The sequence below is a fragment of the Amycolatopsis pigmentata genome (genome assembly GCF_042684065.1).
In the GTDB taxonomy this organism is placed as follows: domain Bacteria; phylum Actinomycetota; class Actinomycetes; order Mycobacteriales; family Pseudonocardiaceae; genus Amycolatopsis_E; species Amycolatopsis_E pigmentata.
Map to the genome: position 1 here is coordinate 261,697 of NZ_JBHUKR010000006.1, position 25,718 is coordinate 287,414.

Here is a 25,718-nt window from a genome sequence, read left to right on the forward strand (position 1 = left end):
GACTGGCGAAATGCCCGCATCAGTCGCGGGCGACGAGGAGGCCCTCGGCGAAGCGAGACCCGATGCGGCTGAGAAGTCGGTCGTGGCAATGCCGGGCGCGGTCGGCGAGCGCATCGAGGTCGGTGTCGACCAGCGCGAAGTCCCTCTTCACGATCCGTCCCCGGACCATGACCAGCTCGACGTTGCCCGGGTTCGCACCCATGACGACGCTCCCGGTCGGGTAACTGACGGGCGCCAGATTCGCGCTCTTCGCATTGAGCGCCACGATGTCCGCCTCCTTGCCCACCTCCAGCGTCCCGGTGCGGTCGAGCAGGCCATTCGCCCGGGCGCCTTCCATGGTCGCGAACCGCAGCACGTCACGGGTGCTGAGCGGCAAGCTGAGCGGGTTCGATCCCGAGGCGATCGCGGCCGCGTTGACCTCGCCGCGAACGCTCGACAGCGCCGCCCTCATGACGCTGAACATCTCGCCGCTGATGTTGAAACAGGTGTCCACCGACAGGCTCGGACTGATCCCGAGCGCGAGGAGCCGCCGGATCGCTATGGGACCGATGGCCATGTGGAGTTCGAGTTCGGGCGCGACCGACACGGTGCCCCCGCTCTCGGCTATCAAAGCCAGTTCACGATCACTCAGCGAGTTGCAGTGCACCCACGTGGTGTCCGACGTCAGGCCGGCCGCGGATCGTTGCTTTTCGACGGGTCCGACCTTCGCCCAGTTGGCGTTGCCGACGTGAACACTCGTTCGCAGTCCCAGATCCCGGGCTTGACGGGCCTCGGCGGCGATGACCTCTTCGGTGGCGACCTCACCCCCTCGCGCGGCCATGGCGAGCCGGGTGAGCTGATCGTCGGAGGGGTAGTACCGCTCGCGCAACCGGCGGAGGTCCTCCGACGGAGGCGTCCGTCCGGCACCGGGCCCCGTCTCGAGGAACTCGCTGAGCACGGTCATCGACTGCCCGTACCCGAGAATCGACCGCGCACCGGAGTCGCGGTGCGCGGCGACAGCCGCGTCACTGTGCTCGGGCGTGAGGTGGTTGTGGTTCCAGTCGAAGATCTGGGTGCATCCTCCGTCGAGCGCCTCGGCCAGTCCGATCCGCAGCGCGACGTACATGTCCTCGGCGGTGTATGCCGGACCGAGTTTCCCCCACATGTCGCGGACGTAGTTCTCGATCGTCCAGTCCGCACCGGCGTACCGGAACAACGACTGCCACAGGTGCCGGTGTGTGTCGACGAATCCGGGAGTCAGCACGCGACCGTTCATGTCGAGGACCTCGCAGGCGGCAGGATCCACGACGATGTCCGGCCCCATGGCCGCGATCACGCCGTTGTCGACCAGGACGTCGCACACTCGGGACTCCGCCTGCGCCGGGTCGACCGGCACGACCGTGCCGCCGCGCAGCAGGGTTTTCGTCATCGGGCACTCCGTCATGTCCAAGCGCGGCCCTTATGCCCGCTGATGGCGACGACGCTAGTCCCGTCGCCGCAAATGCGCGCCAAACCGCCCCTGGCGTAACGAAGAGCCGCCGCTGATCGCGGAAACCGGATTTCGCCTCGGTTTTTGCCCACGCCGCAGGCTGGAGCCACCACACCGAGAGGACACGTACTTCATGACCGACAAGCCCGCGCTCAGCCGCCACTCGATGTACCGCACCTACCTCGACGACTACTCCCAGACGTGGTCGGAGTACTTCACCTTCAAGCGCGCGAACGGCATCCTCGAGGTCGCCATGCACACCGGTGGTGGCGAAGCGAAGTGGGACCTCGAACTCCACCGCGCGTTCATCCCGGCTTTCGCGGACATCCACCACGATCCCGAGAACGAGGTCATCATCCTCACCGGCACCGGGGACGGATTCCTCTCGACGTTCGACGAGGCTTCGTGGGATCGCAACGGATTCCGCGAGCCGTTCGAGCACCGTCACGGCTACGACGTCTTCTACTTCGACCAGACGAAGGAACCGTTCTCCCTGCTGAACCTGGAGATCCCGGTCATCGCCGCGATCAACGGCCCCCTGCTGATCCACGCCGAACTGGCACTGCTCAACGACATCGTCATCGCGTCGGACACCACCACGATCCGTGACACGCACTACACGGGGATGGGCATCGTCCCCGGCGACGGTGTGCACACGCTGTTCCGTGAGCTACTGGGCCACAACCGCGGCAAGTACTTCCTGCTGACCGGCGAGACCCTGGATGCCCGGCAATGCCTCGACCTCGGTCTGGTCAGCGAAGTCGTACCCAAGGACAAGCTCCTCGAGCGGGCCTGGGAAATCGCCGAAACGATCTTCATGGCGCGCAACCGCATCCAGCGTCGCGTCACCCGATCGCTTCTCGTTCAGCCCTGGCGCGAGTTGTTCACCAAGGAGCTGAGCTTCGGCCAGGGCCTGGAGTCGTGGGCCTGCCACGACTACTGGCCGATGGCCAAGGAAGCCGGTTTCGACATCTCGAACGTCAAGCAGGCCGACTCGTGACCCGCATCCACCACGCCAACATCCGGGTCTCCGATCCGCGGGCCAGCCTGGACTTCTACCGCGCACTCGGCCTCGACGTGGTCGGCTGCATGCGGATGCCGGGGCTCTACACCGTCTACCTCGGCGCGCCCGAAGGCGACGCGGTTCTCGAGTTCTCGGTCAACGAGACCGGTGACCCCGGCTGGTCGACCGATCCTGGAACGGGCCACCTGGCACTGGCGGTCGACGACCTCGACGCCACGATCAAAAGGCTTGCGGCGCAAGGCATCGAGCCCGAGGGGCCGGCGTATCACCCGGGCGGACGGCAGGAGGTGCGGGTCGCCTTCTACCGCGACCCGGACGCCAATCGAGTCGAGATCGTGCACGGCGAATTCCCGCCGCCGAAGGACGCGTTGCCGGACGAACTGGTCTGAACGCGCCCTCCTCTCGTGGCGCGACGGCACCCGCCGAAGCCGTTCCTCACGCTCCGGCGGGTGCCGCCGTTCACGGTCAGACGCGCAGGTCGTCGAGCAGCCGGCGGGTCGAGCCGCTCGGCACGGCCGGTACCTCGGCCAGTGCCGTCTCACACTGCCGGAACAGGGAGATCACGCGATCGTCGTCGCCGACCGCGGCAGCGATCCGCATCGCCAGGCGCCACGCACGCTCTCGGTACCGATCGGCCGCGAGGACCTCCCTCACCAGGACATGAGCCACTCCCAGCTGGTTCGCCGCGAACGCCGCCTCAGCGGCCGCGAAACGGATGTCGACCACGAGGTCCTGCCACACCGCCCGCTGCCCGATCGTCCACATCGATCTCGCGGACGCGAGAAACTCTCCGCCCACCACCTCCGCCAGCAGTCTCTGCGCGAGCTTCAGCCGCTGCCTGCCGTTGACGTCCCGCAGCCGGCGATAGGCGCTTTGGGCTTCCACGAAGTCGCTCGTCAGCTCGCCGAACGTCCACGTCACGCGCTCCGCGTCGACCTCGATGCACTGTCCACCGGGAAAAACCTCGCGCACGGCGCTGACGGCCATCCGCAGGTAGGCCTGTGCGGCCTTGTCGTTCTTGCTCTCGAACAGCGCGCCGATCAGCTCGGCCCGAAGGGCGGTGCCACCGTTCATCGCGAGGTAGGACAACAGCTCGACCGCTTTCAACAGCTTGAGTTCGTGGAACCGGCCCCCGATCTCCAGACCGAGCGGTGGGGTCTCCCGAACCCTGACGAGCGCCGCGTCCGGCACGTCCGATCGCGTCTCCGCCTGCAACAGAAGCGTGCGTCCGAGATCGCGCCACGGCCCGTCCGAATCCACCTCGGCGTCGAGCCGGCGCGACAGCACAGCGGGGAATTCCGCCAGGGCACGGCCGATGAGGTGCATCGAACCGATCTGCTGCGACACCGACAGCGCCATGTCGGCGGCCTCATCGGCGCCGGATTCATTGTTGACCCGCCACTCCGCCTCCGAGAGGTACACCGCCGCGGTCGGGAGGAACAGCCGGCGATCCCACCGGCTCATGAGCCCAACGGCTTCCCTGAGGTGGGTCACGGCGTCGTGCTCACGTTCTTCGAGGAGCGCGATCAACCCGCGCCACAGTTCCAGTTGCTCCACCACCCGCACCCTGTCGAGGGCTGTCGGCTCACGTTCTACGGCGCGCAGCGCCGCGGCGGCTTGGGCGGGGTCCTTCTGGAATCTGAGGGCGAGCATGGCCTCCGTGAGCAGGGCGAAAATGCGGAACAACGGCGCGTCGGTGCGCGCGAGGCGATCACGGCCGTCGATCAGCGCCGCCCAAGCGTCGGCCGGACGGCCGCACTCGGCGAGGAGCTCCGCGGTGAGCCGGGTTCCCGTCCACCCGTGCGACGACTCTCCCGCGACGGCCAGCGCCTCCTCGAGGCGTCCCAGGCCTGTCAACGCACCGAGCCGGCTCAGGCGGACCGCGGTCATCGCGGAAGGCGTGCGGTGCAGGAGTTGCTCGAATCGACCGTGCGCCAGGTCCACCCGCGCGAGCAGCCCGTCGATCTCCGTGCCCGAGTCCGCGGGACGATCCCGGTAATGGGTCGGGTCGTCGATGAGTTCGACGCCGATGCAGAAGCGGATGACGTCGATGCGGGCGTCGGACGGTGCCGAGTCGAGCAGCCGGCCGGCGTCGCCGAGGCGGCCCACGAGGAAGTAGCACCAAGCCATCACACCGAGCATCCGGGAGTCGATCGCGGAACCGGCGGTCAACGGCTTGGCGAGGCGGAGCATCCGGTCGGCCGCCTCGGCACCCGCGCCGTACTCCTCTCGCTCCAAGGCGACGAGCATCTGTGCCGCGGTCAGCTCCGGCGACTCCTCGACGCGCCACCGCCGGAAGGCGGCGAGCCACCGGGCGGCGACATCGAGATCGAGCCGGCGGGTGACGTCGAGGATCACCGGCTTCGCCAGGTCCTCGGCCTTCGCGACGTCGCCGGCGGCGAGGAGTTCGTCGACGGCGTCCTCGATCTGGCCCTCGCTCGCCAGCAGCTCTCCGTGGGCCTGCCGGATGGTCTGCTGGTCGACGTGACCGAGTTCGAGGAACCGGTTGAGGAGGTACTCGCGGAAGCGCGGGTGAGCTCGCATCGACAGCGATTGATGATCCAGCTCCACCGGCAGGTGCATCTCGGCGAGCTCCGCCAGCAGGGCTCCGCCGTCGTCGAACCCCAGCGCGGCCGCCCGGGCCGGGGTCACCTCGGTCAGCACCGACGTCGAAATCAGGAACGACCGCAGGCGACCCGGCAGACCGGACATGATCTCGGTGGACAGGTAACCGTGAAGCGGGTCGACCTCACCGCCTGTGCCGTGGACGTGCTGGTCCGACGTCCACGAGCCGAACAGGATGCCCGCTGCCCATCCTCCCGTGGCGGTCACCGCCACCTGTGGATCGACCTCGGGCCGCGAGACCGCATCGAGGGCCTCACGAGCTTCGTCCACGGTGAAGGCCAAGTCCTGCTCCACCACCGTTCCCACCAGTCCGCCCAGTTCTTCGCGCGACAGCGAAAGCTGCGTCTCCACGCGGGAGATGACGACGACCCGTGCGCTGCCCGGGAGATGACGGATGAACGAGCTGAGGACAGCTCGCGCTCCGGCCGAGACCACGACCTTCTCAGCCTCGTCGAGGACGATGACCAACCTCCGGGCACCGACGGCCTCGGCGAGCAGCGCAGCCGTCTCGACGTGCCCGATCTCCTCCCCGAACGCGGCCTCCACGACGGGCGGGATCGACCCGTCGGTGGCGCGCAAGACCGCCTCGAGGTAGATCAGCAGCCGCCCGGCGGCGCGTTCGGACACATCGAGACGCAACCAACAGCTCCGCCAGTCAAGACCCGGGAGAGCTTGGGCCACGGCCGTGGTCTTACCGGATCCCGCCGTCGCGGTGACCATCAGGATGGTGTGCGACGAGAGCCGATGGTGGATCAGGTCGACGACCCGCCGCCGCGGCCGTACCTCATCACCCAGGTGCGGAGGTCGAAGCCGCGCCGCGACAAGACTCATGCCCTGATCGATCAATGGTGTCGCCTCTCGACGTCCTCATCGAGAACCCGGTCCGCACTTCGGCTCGATTGCACCAGTCAGCCATGGTCCGCGCAAATAAGGGCGAAATCTTCGGGGTCGGCCGGACGGACCGCTCAGGCGAGGAAGTGGTGCTCGGCCGAGCGCCCGTCCGCCGTCCGCATGCGCGGTCGCGCGGGCGAGGCGTTCGACTGTGGCCGGCCGAGCCGGTTGCGGGTCTCCCCGAGCCCCTCGATGGCCAGGACGATCTCGTCACCGGGCGACAACTCGCGTCCCAGCTCGATGGAGGAGCCGCCGTTGCAGGTTCCGCTGCCGAGCAGCGTGCCGGCGGGAAGGCGTTCACCCTGCGAAGCCCACGACACGATCTCGGCCACCGACCAGATCATGCGATCGCTCGTCGTCTCGCACCACGTGTCCCCATTTACCCGCACGCTCATGGCGAGACGCTCGCCGGACAGTTCGTCGAGCGACACGACCACGGGACCGGACACGCACGCGAAGTGCTTGCCTTTCGACGGGCCCAGGCCTCCCGACATCTCCCGTGCCTGGATGTCACGAGCACTGACGTCGTTCAGGATCGTCAGGCCCAGGACATGGTCCAGCGCCGCGTCAGACGTGACGTCCTGAGTGGTCTTGCCGAGCACGATGCCCAACTCCATCTCGTAGTCGAGACGCCGCGAGTAGGAGGGCCACGGAATCTCGTCGAACGGTCCGATGAACGACCGGGGATCGCCCGCGTAACAGACCGGCAACTCGTACATGATTTCCGGCACTGGCTTGCCCTGCCACTCGTAGCCGAACCGGAAGTGCTCCTCGAAGACCATGAAGTCGCGGTAACTCGTCGGGTCCAGTGCGTTCGCGAGTTCGAGTGGACCATCCCAAACGGTACCCAGGCTCAGATCCACGACGGCACGGGACGCGAATTCGAGAAAACCGGTGCCGCCCCGCAACGCCGACGAAAGGCTTCCGGGCACCCAGGCGAGGGCCAGTTCGGCCGCGCGATCCTTCTCCGCACCGTTGCGGACGAGATCGTCTCGGACCCAGCTACGAAGGTCCATCCACGGCCCGTCGCCCGCCGACACGAGAACGCGATGCTCGGTGCTGCCGAAGCTGTCCACCACTGCGCGCGCAAACTTCACGACCGGCTCCTGTCCCGCGACCGCACGCACGGCACGTCCGTGGTGCTCTCAGGGGCCAGCGTGCGCGCATCCGTGCAAAGGCGGGCGAAATCGTGCGTTCAAGCACGCCCCAGGAGCGGGACGTGAGGACCACGCGGCGGCAGTGGGGAGGCCGAACAGCGTTGTAGGCCGCGAGCACTCGGTCCCAGTCGGGCTTCATGCCGTTGGAGGTCCGCACGAGACGGCGGGAGACGTGCTGGGCGAGTACCCAGCCGTCCTCGATGGCCATGATGGCGCCCTGCGCGATGTACTGCAGCGGCGGGTGCGCGGCATCAGCGAGGAGAGCAACGCGGCCGTAGACCCAGTTGTCGATCGGGTCGCGGTCGAACATGCGCCACCATTTGTCACGCCACAGGTGGGGCAGGCCTTCGGTGATGAACGGGTCGAGGCCGCCGAACGCCCGGTCGAGTTCGTCGGGCGTGCCCCAGTCTTCTTCGCCGACGAGTGCTTTCGGCGACTCGAAGACCGCGACCTGGTTGAGCCGCTCAGAGCCAGGGGCCGAGTTCGGGCGCCGGGGCGCCGTCGGCCACGGTCACACCCCGGTAGGGGCGACCCGCGAGATACGCCGTCACGTCCGCGAGAGCGCCGCGCACCCCGGGTACGTCCTCGCCGGCGGTCATTCTCTTGTTCGTGATGTCGGCCGTCCATCTGTCCACTGTGGAACAGATTGACGGCCCGGTTCCCTTGCTGTCCAGGCAACAGCGGTCAGCCGCGACGTGCCGTTGCCGAGTGGCTTCCCCTGCCGTGGCGGGACCCGCACAGAGCTTCGCTCGCCGCGGAATCGCGGCGTGGTCGTGCCTTCACAGCGCGATGCGGACGGCCTTGACCTGGGTGTAGGTGTCCAGGCCTTCCAGGCCGCCTTCGCGGCCGAGACCGGACTGCTTGTACCCACCGAAGGGCAGGTTGCCGGTGCTCATCTCGGCCCAGGTGTTCACCCAGACCGTGCCGGCCTCGATGGCCGCGGCCATGCGGTGTGCGGTCGTGAGGTTCGTCGTCCAGACCGAGGCGGCCAGCCCGTAGTCGGTGTCATTGGCTTGGGCGATCACGTCGTCGATGTCGGTGAAGGTCGTCAGCACGCCCACCGGGCCGAAGACCTCCTCGCGTACCACGCGCATGTCGGGACGGACGTTGTCGAGCAGGGTCGGGGCGAAGAAGTAGCCGTGATCGCCCAAGCGTTCACCGCCGGTCACGACGTTCGCGCCCTCCTGCCGGGCGATGTCGAGGTAGGAGCCGACGCGGTCGAACTGCGCCTTGGTGGACAGTGGACCCGCCAGCGTGCCCTGCGCCAGAGGGTCGCCCGGGGTGAACGCCTCCATGGTCTTGAGCAGCTTCTCGACGAACTCGTCGCGGATGCTCTCCTCGACGAACACGCGAGATCCGGCGACGCAAACCTGCCCCGCGTTGCCCAGGAAGCCTGCCGCCACACCGCGGGCCGCGGTGCCCAGGTCGGCGTCGGCGAAGACGACCGACGGCGACTTGCCGCCGAGTTCGAGGGTGACGCGCTTGAGCGTGTCGGTGGCCAGGCGCTGCACCGCCTTGCCGGTCGCGGTCGACCCCGTGAAGGCGATCTTCGCGACACCGGGGTGCGCAACCAGCGCCTGGCCCGCTTCGGAGCCCAGACCGGTGACGACGTTGACGACGCCGGCCGGCAGATCAGTGGCGGCCAGCAGTTCCGCCAGGCGCAGCGTGCTCAGCGACGCGGTCTCGGCGGGCTTGAGGACGATCGTGTTCCCGGCGGCGAGTGCCGGAGCGAGCTTGCCGGGCAGTTGGCCCATCGGCCCGTTCCAGCCCCAGATGATGCCGACGACGCCGAGCGGCTCCTTGCGGGTGTAGGCCATGCGGTCCTTGCCTGCGGGAACGCTCACGCCGGACAGCTTGGTGGGCCAGCCGGCGTAGTAGCGGAAGATCTCACTCGCCTCGGCCAGCATGCGCCCGGTCAGCATGCGCGGGGCGCCCATGTTGACGGAGTCGATGGTGGCCAGCTCGTCGGCGTGCTCCTCGATGACGTCGGCGATCTGGTTGAGGATCCGGCCGCGCCGGTCAGGGCTCATGTCCGCCCAGGCGGGATCGGTGAAGGCCTTGCTGGCGGCCTTGACCGCGGCGTCCACGTCGGCCGCCTCACCGCGCGGCACGCTCGCCAGCGCCTGCTCGGTGACCGGATCGGTGTTCGGCAGGGTCCGCCCGGAGACCGCGGCCGTGCGCCGGCCGTCGATCCACATCATCCGGTCGCCGGCACGCACGAACGCGGGGAAGTCGCGCCGAGTGGCCTCGGCGACGGGCGCGGTGTTCGCGGACACAGTCATGGTCATTCCTCTCCTGAATAGCAGATCCACAAGCGGACTGCCTATCCAGTTAGCGTAGTGGATAGGCAGTCCGTTTCGCAACGGTGAACTGAGAAGGCTATCCGGTATGCTGGGACGACCATGGAGGGAGGGATCCGTCGTGGGCGGTGAGGCTACTGCCGTCCGGCGCGCCGACGCCGAGCGCAACCGATCGAAGATCATCGCGGCGGCCCGCGAGGCCTTCGCCGCGCCGGGCGCCGCGCCGTCGATGGCCGAAATCGCCAGACGTGCCGGTGTCGGCATGGCCACGCTCTACCGCAATTTCCCGGGCCGTCTCGAACTGGTGGAAGAGCTCTACCGCCACACGGTCGACGACATCTGTGAAGCCGCCGAGCACGTCACGGGGGAAACACCCGGAGACGCGTTCTTCGCCTGGCTCAGGTTCTTCCACACCACCGGCGCCCGCAAAAAGCCGCTCGCATCGCTGCTCCTTGCCGAATCGGCCAGCGACACTCCGGTCGTTCTCCGGGAAAACCGATCCCGCACGATCGCGGCCGGCGAGCCCCTGTTCCTCGCCGCGCAGCGCAGCGGCGAAGTGCGCGACGACGTCTCACTCGGACAGATCCTCGACGGCCTGGTGGCCCTCGGCGGCGTTGACAACCACCCGGACTTCGCCGGCGCTCTGATCCGCATCATGCTGGACGGCTTACGCCCGCCTGCACCTCGACCCGCCAAGCCATGAGCGATTCCTCCAGGGCCTGGGGTAATGAAACCGATCGCGGCAGCATCCGCGAAAAACTCCGCGGCCATTGAATGTTAGTCTTTAACTCCCTTTTGGCTAACAAGGAGATTTTTTCATGGCCATGGTTGAAGTCCGGCGGATGATGTCCGGCGATGCTCAACAGGTGTACGAGCTGATCTCCGACGTAACCCGGATGGCCGAGTGGAGTCCTGAGTCAGCTGGGGCCGAATGGCTGACCGGTGAGCCGGGCACCGTCGGATCGACCTTTCGCGGAGACAACCGGCGGCCGTGGTACAAGTGGAGCACGGTCTGCACCGTCACCGCGGCCGATTCCGGCAAGCGCTTCGCCTTCGCCGTCAGCGTGCGTGATCAGCCAGTGTCGACGTGGGAGTTCGAGATCACTCCGACGCCCGACGGGTGTGAGGTCACCGAGCGAACCTTCGATCAGCGCAACCTGTTCTTCCGGATGTTCACGTTCCTCGGCACCGGGGGGATACCGCGGTCGGTCCGCAACCGGCGGACGATGACACAGACGTTGGACAACCTGGCCCGCGCTGTGCGGCACTGAGTCCTGCGTGGACTCGGCCCGGTGATTTGTTCGAAATGACAGAATGTCATGCGCACGGTGAGCGTCGTGGCCGGCGAACACGGCCATGTCAAGGGCCAACACGTCGGCTCAGGCCCAGCGCAGGGCGAACCACAACTGCATACGTTGTTCCGGATCGGACAGGTCGGTGCCGAGGAGGCGCCCGGCCTGTGCGATCCGGTGTCTGACACTGTTGCGGTGCACGCCGAGCGCCGCGGCCGTGCGGTCCCACCCGCCGTGGTGGGCAAGCCAGCACCGCAGTGTCTCCACCAGTTCCGGGCGCCCGGCGAGCGGCGCGAGCGTGCGTGCCGCGAAGGCTTTCGCCGCGTCCGTCGGGACCACCGCGTCGAGCCCGGCCCCGGAGACGATCGGTTTTCCCGCCGCGCGGGCCCGCTCCAGCAGCACGGTGGTTTCCCTGGCGGCGTCGGCGATCTCCTCCGGCGCGACAGGTGCGCTCGCGACGGCGAGCCGGCCGTGCGCGCGAAGCTCGTCGAGGTCCGGCATTACCGAGACGATCGCGGTGAACCGCTCGCCGTCCGCGACCAGGGGCGTGCCGAGCTTGTCGCGCAACCAGTCGTGGTCGGGCTCGCGTCCTTCGGACACGCCCGCGACCACCCGGTACTCACCCGGCGGCAGCAGCGTCCGCAGCACGTCTGCCGGGCGGGTTTCGCCCAGCAGCAAGGAAGTCAGCGCACTGCCCAGCGTCGCGACGCCGGACCGGGCGACCAGGCCCAGCACTCCGGCGCCGACCCCGGCGATCATGCGTTCGGCGTTCTCGAACCGGGTGCGGCGCCCCGCCACGAGCAGGTGCGCAGGCCCTGCGGGCTGCGCCACGACGAACGTGCCATCGGCCAGTTCGGTGGTGGCGCTGCGAATCCCGGTGCCCGACCACAGCCGGCCGAGCAGCGCGCTCAGCTCGGTCGGGAACGGCAGCGGCGCCCGGACCTCCGCGACGGGCACACCGTCGGCGCCGCCGACCATGGCGACCCATCCGGACAGCCGCTGCGCGAGCCCGCGCACGACCTCGCCGAGACCGCTGGAGGCGGCCCGGGTAAGCGCTTCCCGCGCTTCGGCGATCCGGCGCTCGTCCCGCCTGCTCGCCTCGCCGAGCGCGACCGAGACCGCGCGACTGATCGCCAGGAACGGCGTCTCGACCGGGACCACCAGCAGCGGGAGCCCGTGCCGCGCGCACGAGCGGCGCAGCGCACGCGGCAGCTCTTCGTGTATCGGCGGGGTCACCCCGAACCCGAGCGCGGTGATCCCGGCCGCGCGCAGCCCGCGCACATACCGGTCGACCTCACGCTGCTCGCCCGGGAGGTTCACGCCCGCGGTCAGCAGCAACTCGTCGCCCAGCAGGTACGGCGCCGGATCGCGCAGCTCACTCACATGCGCCCATCGGACCGGCAGGTCGAGCGCTCCCGGGCGCAGGGTCTCGCGCACCGCCTCGAGCGCCAGACCCGGACGGTCGACCACGGCTCTTAGCGGGACGGTGACATCGGCACCCGCGAAGGACTGCTGATTGGACATTTCGACCAGAGACTACCTCAGTTTGGGCTGGATCATCCCGTCCTGGAGTCCCGCCCGCGGACCTACGGTGACCGGAACGGCAGCGACGGAAGGGACGCGGCATGGGCGGCGACTACGCGGTGATCGCGCTCTACATCGCGGCGATGATCGGGATCGGTTCGTACGGGCTGCGCCTGGCCAGGACCAAGAGCGACTACCTCGTCGCGGGACGACGGCTGGGCTGGTTCATGTACTCCGGCACGATGTCGGCCGTCGTGCTGGGCGGCGCGTCGACGATCGGCGGGGTCAAGCTCGGCTACACCTACGGGATCTCGGGCGCCTGGCTGGTCATGACGATCGGGCTGGGTATCCTCGTGCTGCACGCGGTGTTCGCGCGGCGGCTGGTGAAACTTCGCGTGTACACCGTCGGCGAAATGCTCGACCTGCGTTACGGCGGCAGTACGAGCGCGATCTCGGGCGCCGTGATGTGGGCGTACACGCTGATGCTGACCGTCACCTCGACGCTCGCCTTCGCGACGATCTTCAAGGTGCTGCTGGACATCCCGGACATCGCCGGGATCGCCATCGGTGGCGCGATCGTGGTGCTGTACTCGGCGCTCGGCGGGATGTGGTCGATCACGCTCACCGACATCGCCCAGTTCGTGATCAAGACGATCGGCATCTTCGCGCTGCTGCTGCCGATCGCGATCTCCTCGGCCGGCGGGTTCGGCGGCCTGGCCGCGAGGCTCGATGCCGGCTACTTCTCGATGACCAGCATCGGCGGCGCGACCATCTTCACCTACGTGCTGATCTACGGGTTCGGGCTGCTGATCGGCCAGGACATCTGGCAGCGCGTGTTCACCGCGCGCACGCCGGCGATCGCGACGACCGGCGGCATCATCTCCGGGGTCTACTGCCTGCTGTACGGCCTGGCGGGCGCGTTGATCGGAACCGCCGCGAAGGCCCTCTACCCGGATCTGGCGAGCGCGCAGGACGCGTTCGCGACGATCGTCGAGCGCCTGCTGCCCGCCGGGGTGCGCGGTCTCGTGCTGGCCGCCGCGCTCTCGGCGCTGATGTCGACCGCGAGTGGCGCGCTGATCGCGTGCTCGACCGTGACGACCAACGACCTGATCGCCCGCTTCCGGCGCCGTTCGCCCGGCGTGGGCACGAACCGCGTCGTGACGTTCGTGCTCGGGCTGGTCGCGATCGGCATCGCGATGATCGTGACCGACGTGGTGGCCGCGCTGACCGTGGCCTACAACCTGCTCGTCGGCGGGCTGCTGGTGGCGACCCTCGGCGCGCTGTTCTTCAAGCGCGGCACCCGCGCGGGCGCGCTCGCCTCGATGGTCACCGGCGCCGCCGTGGTGATCGCCTTCATGATCATCGACGGGCTCGAAGCCAACGAGCCGATCTACTACGGGCTGGGCGCGAGCCTCGTCGTCTACGTCGCCCTCAGCCTGCTCACACCCCGCACCCCTGCCGCCGTTCTGGCGCAGTGGACAGAGCGGCTGAGCGGAAAGGCCGTCGCCGAAAGAGAAGGAGTTGCTGTATGACTCTCGGTCCCGTCGACTCCTCACGGATTCCCCGGTTCGCCGGGTTCGCCGCGTTCGCCCGGCTGCCCCGGCTGGACCAGGTCGGGCACGCGGATGTCGCGGTGGTCGGGGTCCCGTTCGACGCGGGCGTCTCCTACCGCCCGGGCGCCCGCTTCGGGCCGGCCGCGCTGCGGGAGGCCAGCCGGCTGCTGCGCCCGTACCACCCTGGTCTTGACCTGTCCCCGTTCGAGGCCGCGCAGGTCGTCGACGCCGGGGACGTCGCGGTGAACCCGTTCGACATCGGGGCCGCGATCGAGACCCTGCAGGGTGAGGCGGAAGCGCTTTCCGCGAGCGGCACGAAGCTGGTCACCATCGGCGGTGACCACACGATCGCGCTGCCACTGCTGCGGGCCGCGGCGAAGCGGCACGGGCCGGTGGCGCTGCTGCACTTCGACGCGCACCTCGACACCTGGGACACCTATTTCGGTGAGCCGTACACGCACGGCACCCCGTTCCGCCGCGCGGTCGAGGAGGGCATCCTCGACACGAGCGCGCTGTGCCACGTCGGTACCCGCGGTCCCTTGTACGGCAAGGCGGATCTTGACGACGACCGGAAGCTCGGCTTCGGCATCGTCACCTCCGCCGACGTGTTACGGCGCGGGGTCGACGAGACGATCGACGCGCTGCGCCAGCGCATCGGCAACCGGCCACTGTACGTTTCGGTCGACATCGACGTGCTCGACCCCGCGCACGCGCCCGGCACCGGCACCCCGGAAGCCGGCGGCATGACCAGCCGGGAGCTGCTGGAGATCCTGCGCGGCCTGCGCGGCAGCAACCTGGTGGGCGCGGATGTCGTCGAGTTGGCCCCGGCTTACGACCACGCCGAGATCACCGCGATCGCCGCGTCCCACGTCGCCTACGACCTGGTCAGCCTGCTGTGCCTGAAGTGAACCGTATCGGCGGCGACCTGGTGATCGAGACGCTGCGGGCTCTCGGCGCACACACCGTGTTCGGTCTGCCGGGGCAGCACGCGCTCGGCCTGTTCGACGCGCTGCGCCGGTCGGACCTTCGGGTGATGAGCGCACGGGTGGAGAACAACCTCGCCTTCGCGGCGGACGGGCATGCCAGGGTGACCGGCGAGGTGACCCCGATGATCGTCTCGACCGGGCCCGGCGCGTTGCTGACGCTGGCTTCGCTGCACGAGGCACGCGAATCCTCGGTGCCGGTACTGGGAATCTCCAGCCAGATCCCGGTCGCCGGCCTCGGCGGCGGGCGCCGCGGGTACCTGCACGAGTTGCCAGATCAGCAGGCGAGCTTCCGGGACGTGGTCAAGTCGGTGCACCTGGTCCGCACGGTGAGCCAGATCCCCGGCGCGATCCGCGACGCGTGGGCCTCGGCGTCGAGTGTCTCTTGTGGACCGGTCTGGGTCGAGATCCCGCAGGACGTGCTGCTCGCCCCGGCCTCTCTGCCGCCCGTCACGTCGGTGCCGCACACCGTACGTGCCTTGGCGCCGCTGCCCGATCTCATCCGTGCGGCAAGCGATCTCCTTGCCACGGCAGAGAACCCGGTGATCCTCGCGGGCGGCGGGGTAGTCCGGGCCGGGGCGCAGAAGGAACTGCTGGCGCTGGCCGAGGCGCTGCGGGCGCCGGTGCTCTCGACGTTCGGAGGGAAGGGTGCTTTCCCGTGGGAGCATCCGCTTTCCGGCGGGTCGTGGCTGGAGGATTGGCATGCCACGGAGTTCCTCGCCGCCGCGGACGTGCTGCTCGTCCTCGGCTCCGGACTCGGCGAACTGTCCAGCAACTACCACCGGTTCGCCCCGCGCGGGCGGGTGATCCAGATCGAGGCCGACGCGGGCAAGCTGGAGAGCAACCACGCGGCGCTCGGCATTCACGCCGACGTCAAGCTCGCGCTCGCCGCGCTGTCGGTACCGCGACGGGAGCCGGACGGCCGCGCGGAAGCCGCCGTGGCCGGGCTCCTGCGCCGGGTGCGAGAACGCCTTGCCGCCCAAGACCTTCGACGCGAGCAGCAGTTGCTTGCCGACCTTCATGCGGTGGTGCCCGAGAGCGTGCCGACCTTCTGGGATATGACCATTCTCGGGTACTGGGCCTGGTCGGCATGGCCGGGACGGCTGCACAGCGCGCAGGGCGCGGGCGGCCTGGGCTTCGCCTTCCCGGCGGCACTGGGCGCGGCGGTGCACGGCCCGGCGCTCGCGGTCTCGGGCGACGGCGGCGCGATGTACGGCATCGCGGAACTGGCCACCGCGGTGCAACATCAGCTCGACGTCACCTGGCTGATCATCGACGACGGCGGCTACGGCATCCTGCGGGAGTACATGACGGACACGTTCGGCGGGACCACCGCGACCGAACTGGCGCGCCCGGACTTCGCCATGCTCGCCCAGTCCTTCGGCGTCCCGGCCGTCACATCCACAGTGGACACCATCCGCGAGGACCTCGCGAAAGCGCTTTCCACGCCCGGCCCCACCGTCGTCGTCCTGCCCGTCACCCTCCGCATGTTCGCCCCCACCCACCTGGAGCATTGATAGCGCCTGTCACCGCGTCGTGTCGTCGGCGTTGGTGGCGCCGGCCATATCAGTAGGTGTAGAACCCCTCGCCGGTCGTGGTGCCGAGCTTGCCCTTGTCGATGTACTGCTCCTTGAGTGCGGCGGCGAATGCCTGGACGTCCGGGTCCGGCGCACCGGCGGCGACGTGGTACGCGGTCGTCAGGCCGATGACGTCGAGGGTCTGGAAGGGGCCGAACGGACCGCGTGAGGCGATGCGCCAGGCGACGTCGATGGTCTCGGGGGTGGCGACGCCGTTCACCCAGAGCCTGCCCGCCGCGAAGAGGAGCGGGACCAGGAGAGAGTTCAGAATGTAGCCCGCCTGTTCCTTGTGTAGTTCGATGGGGACCATGCCGGTCGCGGTCGCGAACGCGACCGCCGCGGCGAAGACGTCCGGATCGGTGTCCGGCGTGCCCATGATCTCGGCCACGTTCATTTTCCAGATCAGGTTGGCGTAGTGGATGGCCAGGAAGCGGTCCGGTCGACCGGTGAAATCCTTGATGTCGCTGGGGAGCAGAGTGGAGCTGTTGGTGGCGAAGATGGTGTGTTCCGGTGCGACGCGCATGAGCTCGCCGAAGACCTGGCGCTTCACGTCCAGGTCTTCCGGCACGGCCTCGATGACGAGATCGGCCTCCGCGGCCGCGGAGGCCAGGTCGGTGGTGAACGTCAGTCGGGTGAACGCCTGCTCGGCCAGACCGCGGTCGGCGCCCTCGACGCCGTCCGCCTTGTAGAACTCCTCGAGCGTGTGCATGCGTGACTCGGAGGCGGTGAGCGCCTTCGGTGAGATGTCGTAGACGGTGACGGCAAGGCCCATATAGGCCGTGTGGTAGGCGATCTGGGTGCCGAGGACTCCGGCGCCGAGAACGGTGACGTGGCGGATTTCGGGCATATCGACTCCTGCTGCTGTGGCGAACGGGATGTGGCTACGCGAGGCGCTCGGTGTTGCTGCGGGATTTCAGGTCAGCTCACGCTTGAGAATCTTTCCGGTCGCGGTCATGGGCAGGGACTCGACGATGTCGACCTCCCGCGGGTACTTGTAGGAAGCCATTTGCCCCTGCGACCACCTGATGATGTCGTCGGCCGACGCCGTCGACCCCGGTGTGAGGACGACGATCGCCTTGATCTCTTCGCCGTGACTGTGGTGCGGCACGCCGATGACCGCGGCCAGCGAGACGTCCGGGTGAGTGAGCAGCACCTCTTCGATCTCCCGGGGGTACACGTTGAAGCCGCCTCGGATGATCATGTCCTTCGCGCGGTCGACGATGTAGTACCACCCGTCGGCGTCTCGACGCCCGAGGTCGCCGGTGCGGAACCAGCCATCGGGGCTGAGGACCTCGTCGGTCGCGCCGGGTCGGTTCAGATAGCCCTTGAAGACGTTGTGACCTCGGATGGCGATCTCCCCGATCGCGTCAGGAGCCCAGTCGATGGGATCCCAGGACGTCGGGTGCGTCAGCGCCATCTCGACGCCGGGGATGGGGACGCCGACCGAGCCGGGACGTGGTGGCGCGCCGAACGTCGAGAAGCTGGCGACGGGAGAGGTCTCCGACAGCCCGTAGCCTTCCAGGATCGTGACGCCGAAGCGCTGCTCGAACTCTTTGTGGATCTCGAGGGGCAGGGCAGAGCCGCCTGAGATCGCCACCCGTAGGTTCTGGGCGAGCCGGTCCACGTCAGTGTCCTCGTCCAACGCCCCGAGGAGCCCCCAGAACATGGTGGGAACGCCGGCCAGGTGGGTGACGGACTCCGTGAGCATCAACTCGAGTGCGGCAGGCGGTTCGAAGCGGGGAAGCATCACCAGCGTCCCGCCGTAGGCGATCGCGGAGTTCTGGACGACCGACTGGCCGAAGGAATGGAACAGCGGGAGCGCGCACAGGTAGGTGTCGGGCCGGTCGGGGTCCGAGCGGAACACCTCGCCGCCGAACCACACGTTGTCCCGCATGTTGCGGTGACGGAGTTCGGCGCCCTTCGGTTGCCCGGTCGTGCCCGAGGTGTAGAGGACGACAGCCGTGTCGTCCTCGTTCGTGGCGACCGGCTCGAAGCTCGTGGACTGTTCGGAGATCATGTGCTCGCAGCTGTCTGCGGTGCCACTCCCGATGAGGACCAGGTGGGTGCTGGTGCCGGCTGTCGCAACGCCCCCTCGTGCTTCGGCTCCGATGGGAAGCTGTGCCGTTCCGTGGAAGGCGAAGATCGCCTTCGCATCGGAGTCCGACAGGTGGTAGGCGATCTCCCGGGCCTTCAACAGGACGTTGAGCGGCACCACGGTCGCGCCGGCCTTCAGGATCCCGTAGTAGATCACCGTGAACTGCGGCACGTTGGGGCACATCAGTGCGACCTTGTCGCCCGGTTCGACCCCGAGCGACCGGAGCAGGTTCGCGACCTGGTTGGCTGTCGCGTCGAGCTGCCCGAAGGACAGCCGTGTCGCACCCGAAACGATCGCGATGCGGTCCGGGTGCTCCTGGGAAGTAGCCTCGAGCAACGAGGACAGGTTGTAGGTCTTCATGAGCCGGCTCGTTCGGAAGTCGACCTCCGCGTGGTGCGCTTCGGTGTCGTGGAGGTGGGGACCTCGTCGGCGAGAAAGCCGCGCACGACCTCGACGAAGGCAGTCGGGCGCTCGATCTGGGGCATGTGCCCGACCTCCGGGAAGGTGTGGGTCCGGGCGTGCGGAATGAGCCGGGGGACGGCGTCGAGGTGCGCCGGGGGCAGGACGCGGTCCTTGGCGCCCCACATCACGAGGGTGGGACGAGGGTGTTGCGCGATGGCCGCGAAGAGTTCACGCCGCCACTCGGCACGGACGCCTCTGATCGTCGCGAGTGACGACATGATCTCGCGCGTGACGGCGCCGGGGCCGGGTCGCTTCGCGATCGCGAGCGCGTGCTCGATGCGCTCCGGTGTCGCCACCGCGGGATCCGCGTGGATGGCCCGTTCGGACATCTTGGCGGAGAAGGGAGTGGTGCGCGCGGTCATGAGATGGCCGAGGCCAGGAACGCTGATAAGGCGCAGCATCAGCGCGGCCTGGGCACCGAAGCCGGCGGAATCGGCCAGTGCCAGGCTTGCGACCCGCTCACTGGCGGTCGCCTGGATCTGCAAGGCCACAGCCCCGCCCAGCGAGTTTCCCAGCAGGTGAACTGGTCGCGTCTCGCCGAGCTGGTCCAGTGTCTCCAGGACTCCGAGCGCGAATGAGGTCAGGGAGGCGGGCTCCGGCCGGCGGTCGGAGAAGCCGAAACCGGGCACGTCGAGGCTGATCACGCGGTGGTCGGACGCCAGGTCGACCACCACGGCCGACCAGTCCTCGAGGCTGCGGTTGAGGCCGTGCAGGAGTACCAGTGGCGGGGCAGTGGGATCGCCGTCCACGCGCACGCGTGTCGCCCGGCCGGCGACCTCGATGATCGTTGGCGAGGTCATACCGGCACCGCCTCGGTGCGCACGGGCGCGGCGGTGGGGGTGGACAGACGCAACGCGGGATCCTCGACAGGCCCGTCGCGCAACCTGTCCCGGTCGACGGCGTACACCTGAGGCATCGTCCACGGCCCGTCCGAGCCCTGTTGCGGAAAGAGGTGTGAGCTGCGCTGGAGGTAGCCCGCCTTCATGTCGAATAGCGGACGCCGTTCTTTCGACGGGTCGTCGTCCGCGACCGGGACGGCAACCGCCTGGCCGAGCCGGTCCATGTGCGCCAGGAGACGGCACAGGTGCTCCGCCACGAGGTCGACCTTGAGCGTCCACGAGGAGTTCGTGTATCCGAGCGCGAACGCGAAGTTCGGGACTCCGCTGACCATCATCGCCTTGTAGGCCAAGGAGTTGTGGAGGTCGACCGGAACGTCGTCGACACTGAGTTCGATGCCGCCATAGGGAAGCATCCGCAGTCCCGTCGCCGTGACGATGATGTCCGCCGCCAATTCGTCGCCGGACGCCAGGCGAATGCCGTTCGGCGTCAGGCGAACGATCTCGTCGGTCACGATCGACGCCTTGCCGCTGGAGAGGGAGGCGAAGAGATCCCCGTCCGGCACGGTGCACATCCGCTGGTCCCACGGGTTGTAGGTCGGGTTGAAGTGGGTGTCGACGTCGAAACCATCGGGTAGGGCTCGCCTGTTCGCGCTGCGGATCAGTCTGCGCACCGCGTTCGGGTAGCGCTGACTCGCGCCATAGATCGCACGGACGCGGTTGATGTTGAACGCTCGGGTGGCTCGGTAGGCCGTGCGCGCCGGCAGCAGCCTGCTCAGCGCGTTGGCGATCGGGTCCTGCTTCGGAACGGCGATGACGTAGGTGGGAGAGCGCTGCAGCATCGTGATGTGCCCGGCCTGCCGCGCCATGGCCGGGATCAGCGTCACCGCGGTGGCACCGCTTCCGATGACGACGACCTTCTTGTCCGTGTAGTCCAGGTCCTCGGGCCAGGACTGAGGATGGACGATCTCGCCGGTGAACTCGCCTCGGCCCGGAAGTTCCGGCGTGTGCCCACCTGAGTAGTCGTAGTACCCCGCAGCCGAGAACAACCAGTTGCACGTGATCTCGACCGAAGCGCGGTCGGCGACGCGCTCCATGGTCACGCTCCACAGCCCCGTGGCCGTCGAGAAGGCGGCCGCCGTGACCTTGTGTCCAAGGTGGATCTTCGAGGCGAGGCGGTACTCCTCGATGGTCTCGTGCAGGTACGCGAGGATCTCGTGTCCGTCGGCGATCGCGTTCTTGTTCCGCCATGGCTTGAACGCGTAACCGAAGGTGTGCATGTCGGAGTCCGATCGCAGGCCCGGGTAGCGGAAGAGGTCCCACGTGCCGCCGATCGCGTCGCGTCCGTCGACGATGGCGAACGTTCGTCCGGGCTGCTTCGTCGTGAGGTGGCTGGCGACGCCGAGACCTGAGAGCCCGGCCCCGACGATGAGTACGTCGACATGTGCGGGCAACGAGCGGCCCCGGGGTGCGGTCTTGGCCACGGTCTCTCCTTCTGTCCGACGCTGGCTGTGTGACCCAGACTTCCGTGCGATCGTGCAATAGACAACGGGCGATGTACTGAAATCGCCGTCCTTTCTTGTGCTATTGGTACAAGAAAGGCTACGTTGGGCCTGTGGTGGTACCTGAGGTGCGACGCGCGCTCGTCGACGCGCTGTCGGCGCGCGTGGTCGAGATCGCCGTGGAGATCGCCCGGCTCACGGTGGACAAGATCGAGACCGTTCGTGCCGAGCACATCGAGTTCGAGCGAATTCGCCAGTCGACCCTGGCCCACAACGAGGTGCTGTTGCACCTGCTCCTGCACCCCGAGGACCTCGACTCCGCCGAGCCTCCCGTCGGCGCGATCTCGACGGTGAGAGAGGTGGCGAGACGGGGACTCTCTCTGCACGAGATCATCCGGTCCTACCAGCTGAGCAGCGCCCGCTGGTACCGGATCTGCGTCGAGACACTCGCTACGCTGACGAGCGACCTCGGTGTTGTCGTGTCCGAGACGGCTGCCCTGTCCGCCCTCACCAGCGACTACCTGGACCGCATGTGCGAACGCGTGTCCGAGGAGTACGAGGACGAACGGAAACGGTGGCTCCAGCAAGAGGAATCCGTCCGCCTGGAACGGGTCAAGGCTGTCCTCGCCGGTGAGACCTCCGAGAACCACGAGGACGCCGAGCGCGGGTTGGGCTATCGTCTCCGCCAGCACCACCTCGCCGTGATCGCCTGGGTTGATGCCGGCGACCGACGTGGCGATGAGTTGGTGAGAGCACAGCGAGCGGCGATGAGTGCCGCGAGTCTGGCGCGTAGTCACGGCCGTCTCTTCGCCGTCGCGTGGGACTCGAGGACTGTGTGGGCGTGGGTGCCGCAACCGGTGGAGCGGTTGCGGGTGGCCGACCTGCGGCAGGCCCTCGCCGAGGCGGATGACGGAGTCCGGCTCGCCCTGGGCAACCCGGCCGCCGGTGTCGCCGGCTTCGTCCAGTCACACCGACAGGCCGCGGCTGCCCACGAGGTCGGCCGCATCTCCAGCGTCGAGACAGTCTTTCCCTACCAGGACGTGTCCGCGCTGTCGTTCCTGGTTGCCCAACCCGAACGAGCCAAGCTGTGGATCAGGGAGACACTGGGACCACTGGCCGACGGCAACCACCGAGACGACGTGCTGCGCGACACGCTGCGCACGTACCTTCGTTCCCACCAGAGCGCCACCACGACCTCCCGGGAGCTCAACTGCCACAAGAACACGGTGTTGTACCGGATTCGTGTCATCGAGCAATCGCTCGGTCGCGCCATTGATTCGGACCCGGTGAACATCGGGCTGGCCCTGCAGGCCGATCGCTGGCTCGGCAGCTCATTCGTCCCATGAGGTGTGCGGCGACAACAGTCAGCAGGCGCAGCGAATCGCGAAGTCTCGCTCCTCGCCCGCCGGTGATTGGCGGTTTTCGGCAAGGGAACCGGCCCGCTCGTCAAAGCCCTTCGCATCGTCGATGTAGAGCTGACGAACCTCGTCCTCCCAGGCGCGACTGCCATCAGCGGACCACGAGAACGGCAACTCGTCCACGCTCCAGGCGGTCTGCGGCCTCGCACCGATGGTGAGCGCGGCTCGCAGGATGTCTCGCTGGAGCGCGGGCTCGCCGGGCTTACCGGCCGGGCACCCCATCGGAAAATCCAGGAAAGCGGTCCGTGGCGCCTTGTACTCGTGAACCCGTTCCCACAGGCAGCTCGTCATCACTGTCGGCAGACCGCGTTTTTCGAGTGCGCGAGCCACCAGCGGTACCGTGAGGTGGCAGGCGGGGCAGAAGGGGAGGAGCAACACCAGGTCCACTTCCTGGCTGACGAATTCATCGTGAATATGCGGCACGACTTCACGCAGGAATTCCTCTTGCCGGCTGATGGCGCCGACCAGCGAAACCGCGTTGGCGGCGAGTTCGCGGAAGATGCCCTCCTGCTCGAGTTCGAGCATGCGGTCCCGGGGATATGCGACGTTGAGATCCCGCACGGCGAAGGCCCGGATTGCCGCGCGGTGCGCGAGTTCGAGATCCGCCAATGGCGTTTCCCGCGAGACGAGACGATACGAGAGGTCGTTCGTCGGTTGTAGCGGCGTCTGATCCGCGCGGTGGAATACCCCGCAGGAAACGAACATGCCGACCTTCGCCTCGGTCAGCGGTTTGGTCAGGGACGCGATGACCGGCGGTTCGAAGTCGACGGAGGGCGATGGTTCGCGGCCGAACAGCTCTGACATCATGGCCCGGAAGCTGAAGGGCTTTGGCAACGACGCGGGCATCGGTTGACTCATTGTGCTTCTCCCTGGGGAATGAGCGAGATGCGGAAATCGCGCTGGGGCACACTGAAACCCTACGGTAGCGATCCCCATATGTCTCTTTCGAAAAAACGGGGCCGACGATAGCCGTTCAGCTATGCGGCATGCCGGCCGAAGCGTGATCGCCGGCACGGCACGGTGGCCGCGGTGCGGGACATCGGGTCAGCGCCGATCGTTTCCGCCGGCCGGCGGATCCGGGCTTTCCGGGCCGGTGGTGGAGAATGCGTTCGGCTCGGTGTCGAGCATTCCCCGCAGCCGCGCGTACAGCTTGCTCTGCAGCGGGGTCAGGCGTTTGCTGCGATGTTTGACGATGTAGAGATTGTCGAACAGGTCGGGTCCTTCGATCGCGACCTCGCGCAGCACTCCGGAGTCGAGGTCCTCGCGGACGGACGCCTCCCACAGGAGCGCGACACCGATGTTGGCGCGGATGGCCTGTTTCATCGCCTCCGCGCTGCCCATTTCGATGCTGACGTCGCGACTGGTGACGCCCAGGGAGGCCAGCGCGTTGTCCTGACTGCGCCGGACCGTGAGACCGCGCGGTGGGGCGACCCAGGACAGGTTCCGCAGGCCGTCGACCGTCACGCAGTCGCCCACGGATTCGTCGGTAGGCGACGCGACCAGCACGAACCGCAACTTGCCGATGAGCTCCGCGACGAGCGCGTCCGACTCCAGCGCGGCGTTGGCGGCAATGACGCAGAAGTCCTGGTGGCCCGTCCGCACCGCCTCGAGCGCGAGTTCGGGGGTGTAGATCGTCAGGGTGAGGCTGGCTCCTGGCCACTCCTTGCGGAAGTCGATCAGGATCGGCGGAAGCAAGTAGTTGCCCACGCTCATGCTGGAGCCGAGGGAGACGGCTCCCACGGTGCCCTTGACGAGGTCGTCCAGCTCCTGGGCGAGGTCGTCGCGCCGGCTGAGCAGTTCCTGGGCCCAACTGCACACGGTCTGCCCGGACTCGGTGAGTTCGATTCCCCGCCCTACGCGCCGGAACAACGCCACGCCGATCCGCTGCTCCAGTGAATGGAGGTGTGCACTGACGACCGGCTGGGTGACGAACAACTTCTCGGCCGCGCGCGAGACGCTGCCGAGCTCCACCACGAGGCAGAAGACTTCCAGCTTCTGCAGCGAGATCCGGTTGTCCAGCTTCACGGTGGCTACCTCGGGGTTGACCTGCGCCGATGGTAGCCCAGAGGGGCGAGCGCCGGGAGCGTCCGGCGATGACGTCACCAGACCCGCCCGTTCAACTCTCGGCGAGGAAGTCGAGGACGAGCCGATTGAACTGGGCGCGTTGTTCCCACTGGGGCCAGTGCCCGGCTCCCTCGACGTACTGGAAGCGGCCGTCGGGGATCCGTTCGGCGATGGTCATCCCGGCCGCGGCCGGGCCTGACGGGTCGTTCGATGTCCACACCACCATGGCCGGGCCCGGGACCGCGGCGAGATCGGCATCGGTGATCATGTTGCGCCGCCGGGTTTCGGGGTCCTGCAGGCACATGATGTGGCGCATGGACCGGGCGAAGCCAGGCCGTGCGTAGATCGTGCGCCTGATCTCCACGAGTTCGTCGGTGACGGTCCCGGGGTCGGCCATGAGCCATTCGAGCCGGGCCCGGATCCGCTCCGGTGAGGGGTCGTCGGCGGCACCCTGGGTGAGCGTGCGGATCCGGTCCATCACTTCGGGCGTGGCCATCGTCCCACCGGGCGTGTTCAGCACCAGCTTGCGGGTGCGCTCGGGGTGGGCGGCGGCGAACTTGACGGCGACCCAGCCGCCCAGGGACTCGCCGTTCAGATGGGCGCGCTCGATGCCGAGCACGTCCAGCAACCGGCGCAGGTGCCCGACATAGTCGGGAAGTTCCAGGTCGGCGGTCGCCAGGCTCGTGTAGCCGTGGCCGGGGAAGTCGTAGGCCACCACGTGGTAGTGCTCGGCGAAAGCGCCGATGTTGTGCGTGTAGGCCTCGAGATGACCACCGACGCCCGACATCAGTACCAGGACATCGGGATGGCCGGTGCCGGCTTCGAGCACGCGCGTGCGCCACTGACCGACCTGGATGTGTCGGACGGTGTGCTCGACGTTGCCGAGGGCCACCCAGGCGGGAGTGTCGGTCAGGGTCATGCTGGTCCTCTCTGGTGTGCCGCGCCGG

21 protein-coding genes are annotated in these 25,718 nt (G+C 68.1%); 8 read left to right on the forward strand and 13 right to left on the reverse strand.

The features are described from left to right. Positions 1-19 precede the first annotated feature (19 nt). On the reverse strand, positions 20-1,408 hold the full coding sequence (locus ACFSXZ_RS09245; RefSeq protein ID WP_378263369.1) for an amidohydrolase family protein: 1,389 nt from the start codon (positions 1,406-1,408) through the stop codon (positions 20-22). Between the two features lie 193 nt (positions 1,409-1,601). Here ACFSXZ_RS09245 and ACFSXZ_RS09250 point away from each other — a divergent pair, with 193 nt between their 5' ends. Beyond that, positions 1,602-2,468, forward strand: a complete 867-nt coding sequence (locus ACFSXZ_RS09250) for an enoyl-CoA hydratase/isomerase family protein (protein ID WP_378263371.1) — start codon at positions 1,602-1,604, stop codon at positions 2,466-2,468. Beyond that, the gene (locus ACFSXZ_RS09255; RefSeq protein WP_378263373.1) at positions 2,465-2,881 is read left to right on the forward strand and encodes a VOC family protein; all 417 of its coding nucleotides are present in this window, start codon (positions 2,465-2,467) and stop codon (positions 2,879-2,881) included. Before ACFSXZ_RS09250 ends, ACFSXZ_RS09255 begins: the two co-directional genes overlap by 4 nt. Before the next feature lie 76 nt (positions 2,882-2,957). On the opposite strand, the gene ACFSXZ_RS09260 is transcribed toward ACFSXZ_RS09255, so the two are convergent. From ACFSXZ_RS09260 to ACFSXZ_RS09275, 4 genes are all read right to left on the reverse strand, one after another. Beyond that, positions 2,958-5,948, reverse strand: coding sequence for a hypothetical protein (locus tag ACFSXZ_RS09260; protein ID WP_378263375.1), 2,991 nt, complete (start codon positions 5,946-5,948; stop codon positions 2,958-2,960). 134 nt (positions 5,949-6,082) lie between these two features. Next, positions 6,083-7,105: a fumarylacetoacetate hydrolase family protein gene (locus ACFSXZ_RS09265; protein ID WP_378263377.1), complete on the reverse strand. Its 1,023-nt coding sequence runs from the start codon at positions 7,103-7,105 to the stop codon at positions 6,083-6,085. 524 nt (positions 7,106-7,629) lie between these two features. After that, a complete protein-coding gene (locus ACFSXZ_RS09270) occupies positions 7,630-7,800 on the reverse strand; it encodes a hypothetical protein (RefSeq protein WP_378263379.1) in 171 nt (56 codons plus the stop codon). Between the two features lie 144 nt (positions 7,801-7,944). Beyond that, a complete protein-coding gene (locus tag ACFSXZ_RS09275) occupies positions 7,945-9,447 on the reverse strand; it encodes an aldehyde dehydrogenase family protein (protein WP_378263381.1) in 1,503 nt (500 codons plus the stop codon). Between the two features lie 139 nt (positions 9,448-9,586). On the opposite strand from ACFSXZ_RS09275, the gene ACFSXZ_RS09280 reads away from it, so the two are divergent. Next, a complete protein-coding gene (locus tag ACFSXZ_RS09280) occupies positions 9,587-10,168 on the forward strand; it encodes a TetR/AcrR family transcriptional regulator (protein ID WP_378263383.1) in 582 nt (193 codons plus the stop codon). 115 nt (positions 10,169-10,283) lie between these two features. Further along, positions 10,284-10,736 (forward strand): SRPBCC family protein, encoded by a 453-nt coding sequence (locus ACFSXZ_RS09285; RefSeq protein WP_378263385.1) that lies wholly within the window; start codon positions 10,284-10,286, stop codon positions 10,734-10,736. Between the two features lie 108 nt (positions 10,737-10,844). On the opposite strand, the gene ACFSXZ_RS09290 is transcribed toward ACFSXZ_RS09285, so the two are convergent. Continuing rightward, positions 10,845-12,281, reverse strand: a complete 1,437-nt coding sequence (locus ACFSXZ_RS09290) for a PucR family transcriptional regulator (RefSeq protein ID WP_378263387.1) — start codon at positions 12,279-12,281, stop codon at positions 10,845-10,847. Positions 12,282-12,382: 101 nt separating this feature from the next. On the opposite strand from ACFSXZ_RS09290, the gene ACFSXZ_RS09295 reads away from it, so the two are divergent. Genes ACFSXZ_RS09295 through ACFSXZ_RS09305 form a run of 3 tightly spaced genes read left to right on the forward strand, consistent with a single transcriptional unit; the run spans position 12,383 to position 16,334 of the window. Further along, positions 12,383-13,813: a sodium:solute symporter gene (locus ACFSXZ_RS09295; RefSeq protein ID WP_378263389.1), complete on the forward strand. Its 1,431-nt coding sequence runs from the start codon at positions 12,383-12,385 to the stop codon at positions 13,811-13,813. Next, complete coding sequence (speB, locus tag ACFSXZ_RS09300) at positions 13,810-14,742, forward strand: agmatinase (RefSeq protein ID WP_378263391.1); 933 nt, start codon at positions 13,810-13,812, stop codon at positions 14,740-14,742. Before ACFSXZ_RS09295 ends, speB begins: the two co-directional genes overlap by 4 nt. Continuing rightward, positions 14,739-16,334 carry a thiamine pyrophosphate-binding protein gene (locus ACFSXZ_RS09305; RefSeq protein ID WP_378263393.1) on the forward strand — a complete coding sequence of 532 codons (1,596 nt, stop codon included), beginning with the start codon at positions 14,739-14,741 and terminating at the stop codon, positions 16,332-16,334. The genes speB and ACFSXZ_RS09305 overlap by 4 nt, the downstream gene beginning before the upstream one ends. Before the next feature lie 49 nt (positions 16,335-16,383). Here ACFSXZ_RS09305 and ACFSXZ_RS09310 read toward each other — a convergent pair whose 3' ends face one another. The 4 genes from ACFSXZ_RS09310 to ACFSXZ_RS09325 all read right to left on the reverse strand — a co-directional run bounded on the left by ACFSXZ_RS09310 (position 16,384) and on the right by ACFSXZ_RS09325 (position 21,271). Then, on the reverse strand, positions 16,384-17,241 hold the full coding sequence (locus ACFSXZ_RS09310; RefSeq protein ID WP_378263395.1) for a 3-hydroxyacyl-CoA dehydrogenase: 858 nt from the start codon (positions 17,239-17,241) through the stop codon (positions 16,384-16,386). Between the two features lie 66 nt (positions 17,242-17,307). Beyond that, positions 17,308-18,849 (reverse strand): long-chain-fatty-acid--CoA ligase, encoded by a 1,542-nt coding sequence (locus ACFSXZ_RS09315; protein WP_378263397.1) that lies wholly within the window; start codon positions 18,847-18,849, stop codon positions 17,308-17,310. After that, positions 18,846-19,751: an alpha/beta fold hydrolase gene (locus tag ACFSXZ_RS09320; RefSeq protein ID WP_378263399.1), complete on the reverse strand. Its 906-nt coding sequence runs from the start codon at positions 19,749-19,751 to the stop codon at positions 18,846-18,848. The genes ACFSXZ_RS09315 and ACFSXZ_RS09320 overlap by 4 nt, the downstream gene beginning before the upstream one ends. After that, positions 19,748-21,271, reverse strand: coding sequence for a flavin-containing monooxygenase (locus ACFSXZ_RS09325; RefSeq protein ID WP_378263401.1), 1,524 nt, complete (start codon positions 21,269-21,271; stop codon positions 19,748-19,750). The genes ACFSXZ_RS09320 and ACFSXZ_RS09325 overlap by 4 nt, the downstream gene beginning before the upstream one ends. A 131-nt stretch (positions 21,272-21,402) precedes the next feature. On the opposite strand from ACFSXZ_RS09325, the gene ACFSXZ_RS09330 reads away from it, so the two are divergent. Then, positions 21,403-22,635 (forward strand): PucR family transcriptional regulator, encoded by a 1,233-nt coding sequence (locus tag ACFSXZ_RS09330; protein ID WP_378263403.1) that lies wholly within the window; start codon positions 21,403-21,405, stop codon positions 22,633-22,635. 18 nt (positions 22,636-22,653) lie between these two features. Here the strand turns inward: ACFSXZ_RS09330 and ACFSXZ_RS09335 are convergent, their stop codons facing one another. From ACFSXZ_RS09335 to ACFSXZ_RS09345, 3 genes are all read right to left on the reverse strand, one after another. After that, a complete protein-coding gene (locus tag ACFSXZ_RS09335; RefSeq protein ID WP_378263405.1) occupies positions 22,654-23,565 on the reverse strand; it encodes a hypothetical protein in 912 nt (303 codons plus the stop codon). Positions 23,566-23,751: 186 nt separating this feature from the next. Beyond that, on the reverse strand, positions 23,752-24,732 hold the full coding sequence (locus ACFSXZ_RS09340) for a LysR family transcriptional regulator (protein WP_378263407.1): 981 nt from the start codon (positions 24,730-24,732) through the stop codon (positions 23,752-23,754). A gap of 91 nt (positions 24,733-24,823) precedes the next feature. After that, entirely contained in the window at positions 24,824-25,690 is an 867-nt protein-coding gene (locus tag ACFSXZ_RS09345) for an alpha/beta fold hydrolase (protein ID WP_378263409.1), read from the reverse strand. Positions 25,691-25,718 lie beyond the last annotated feature (28 nt).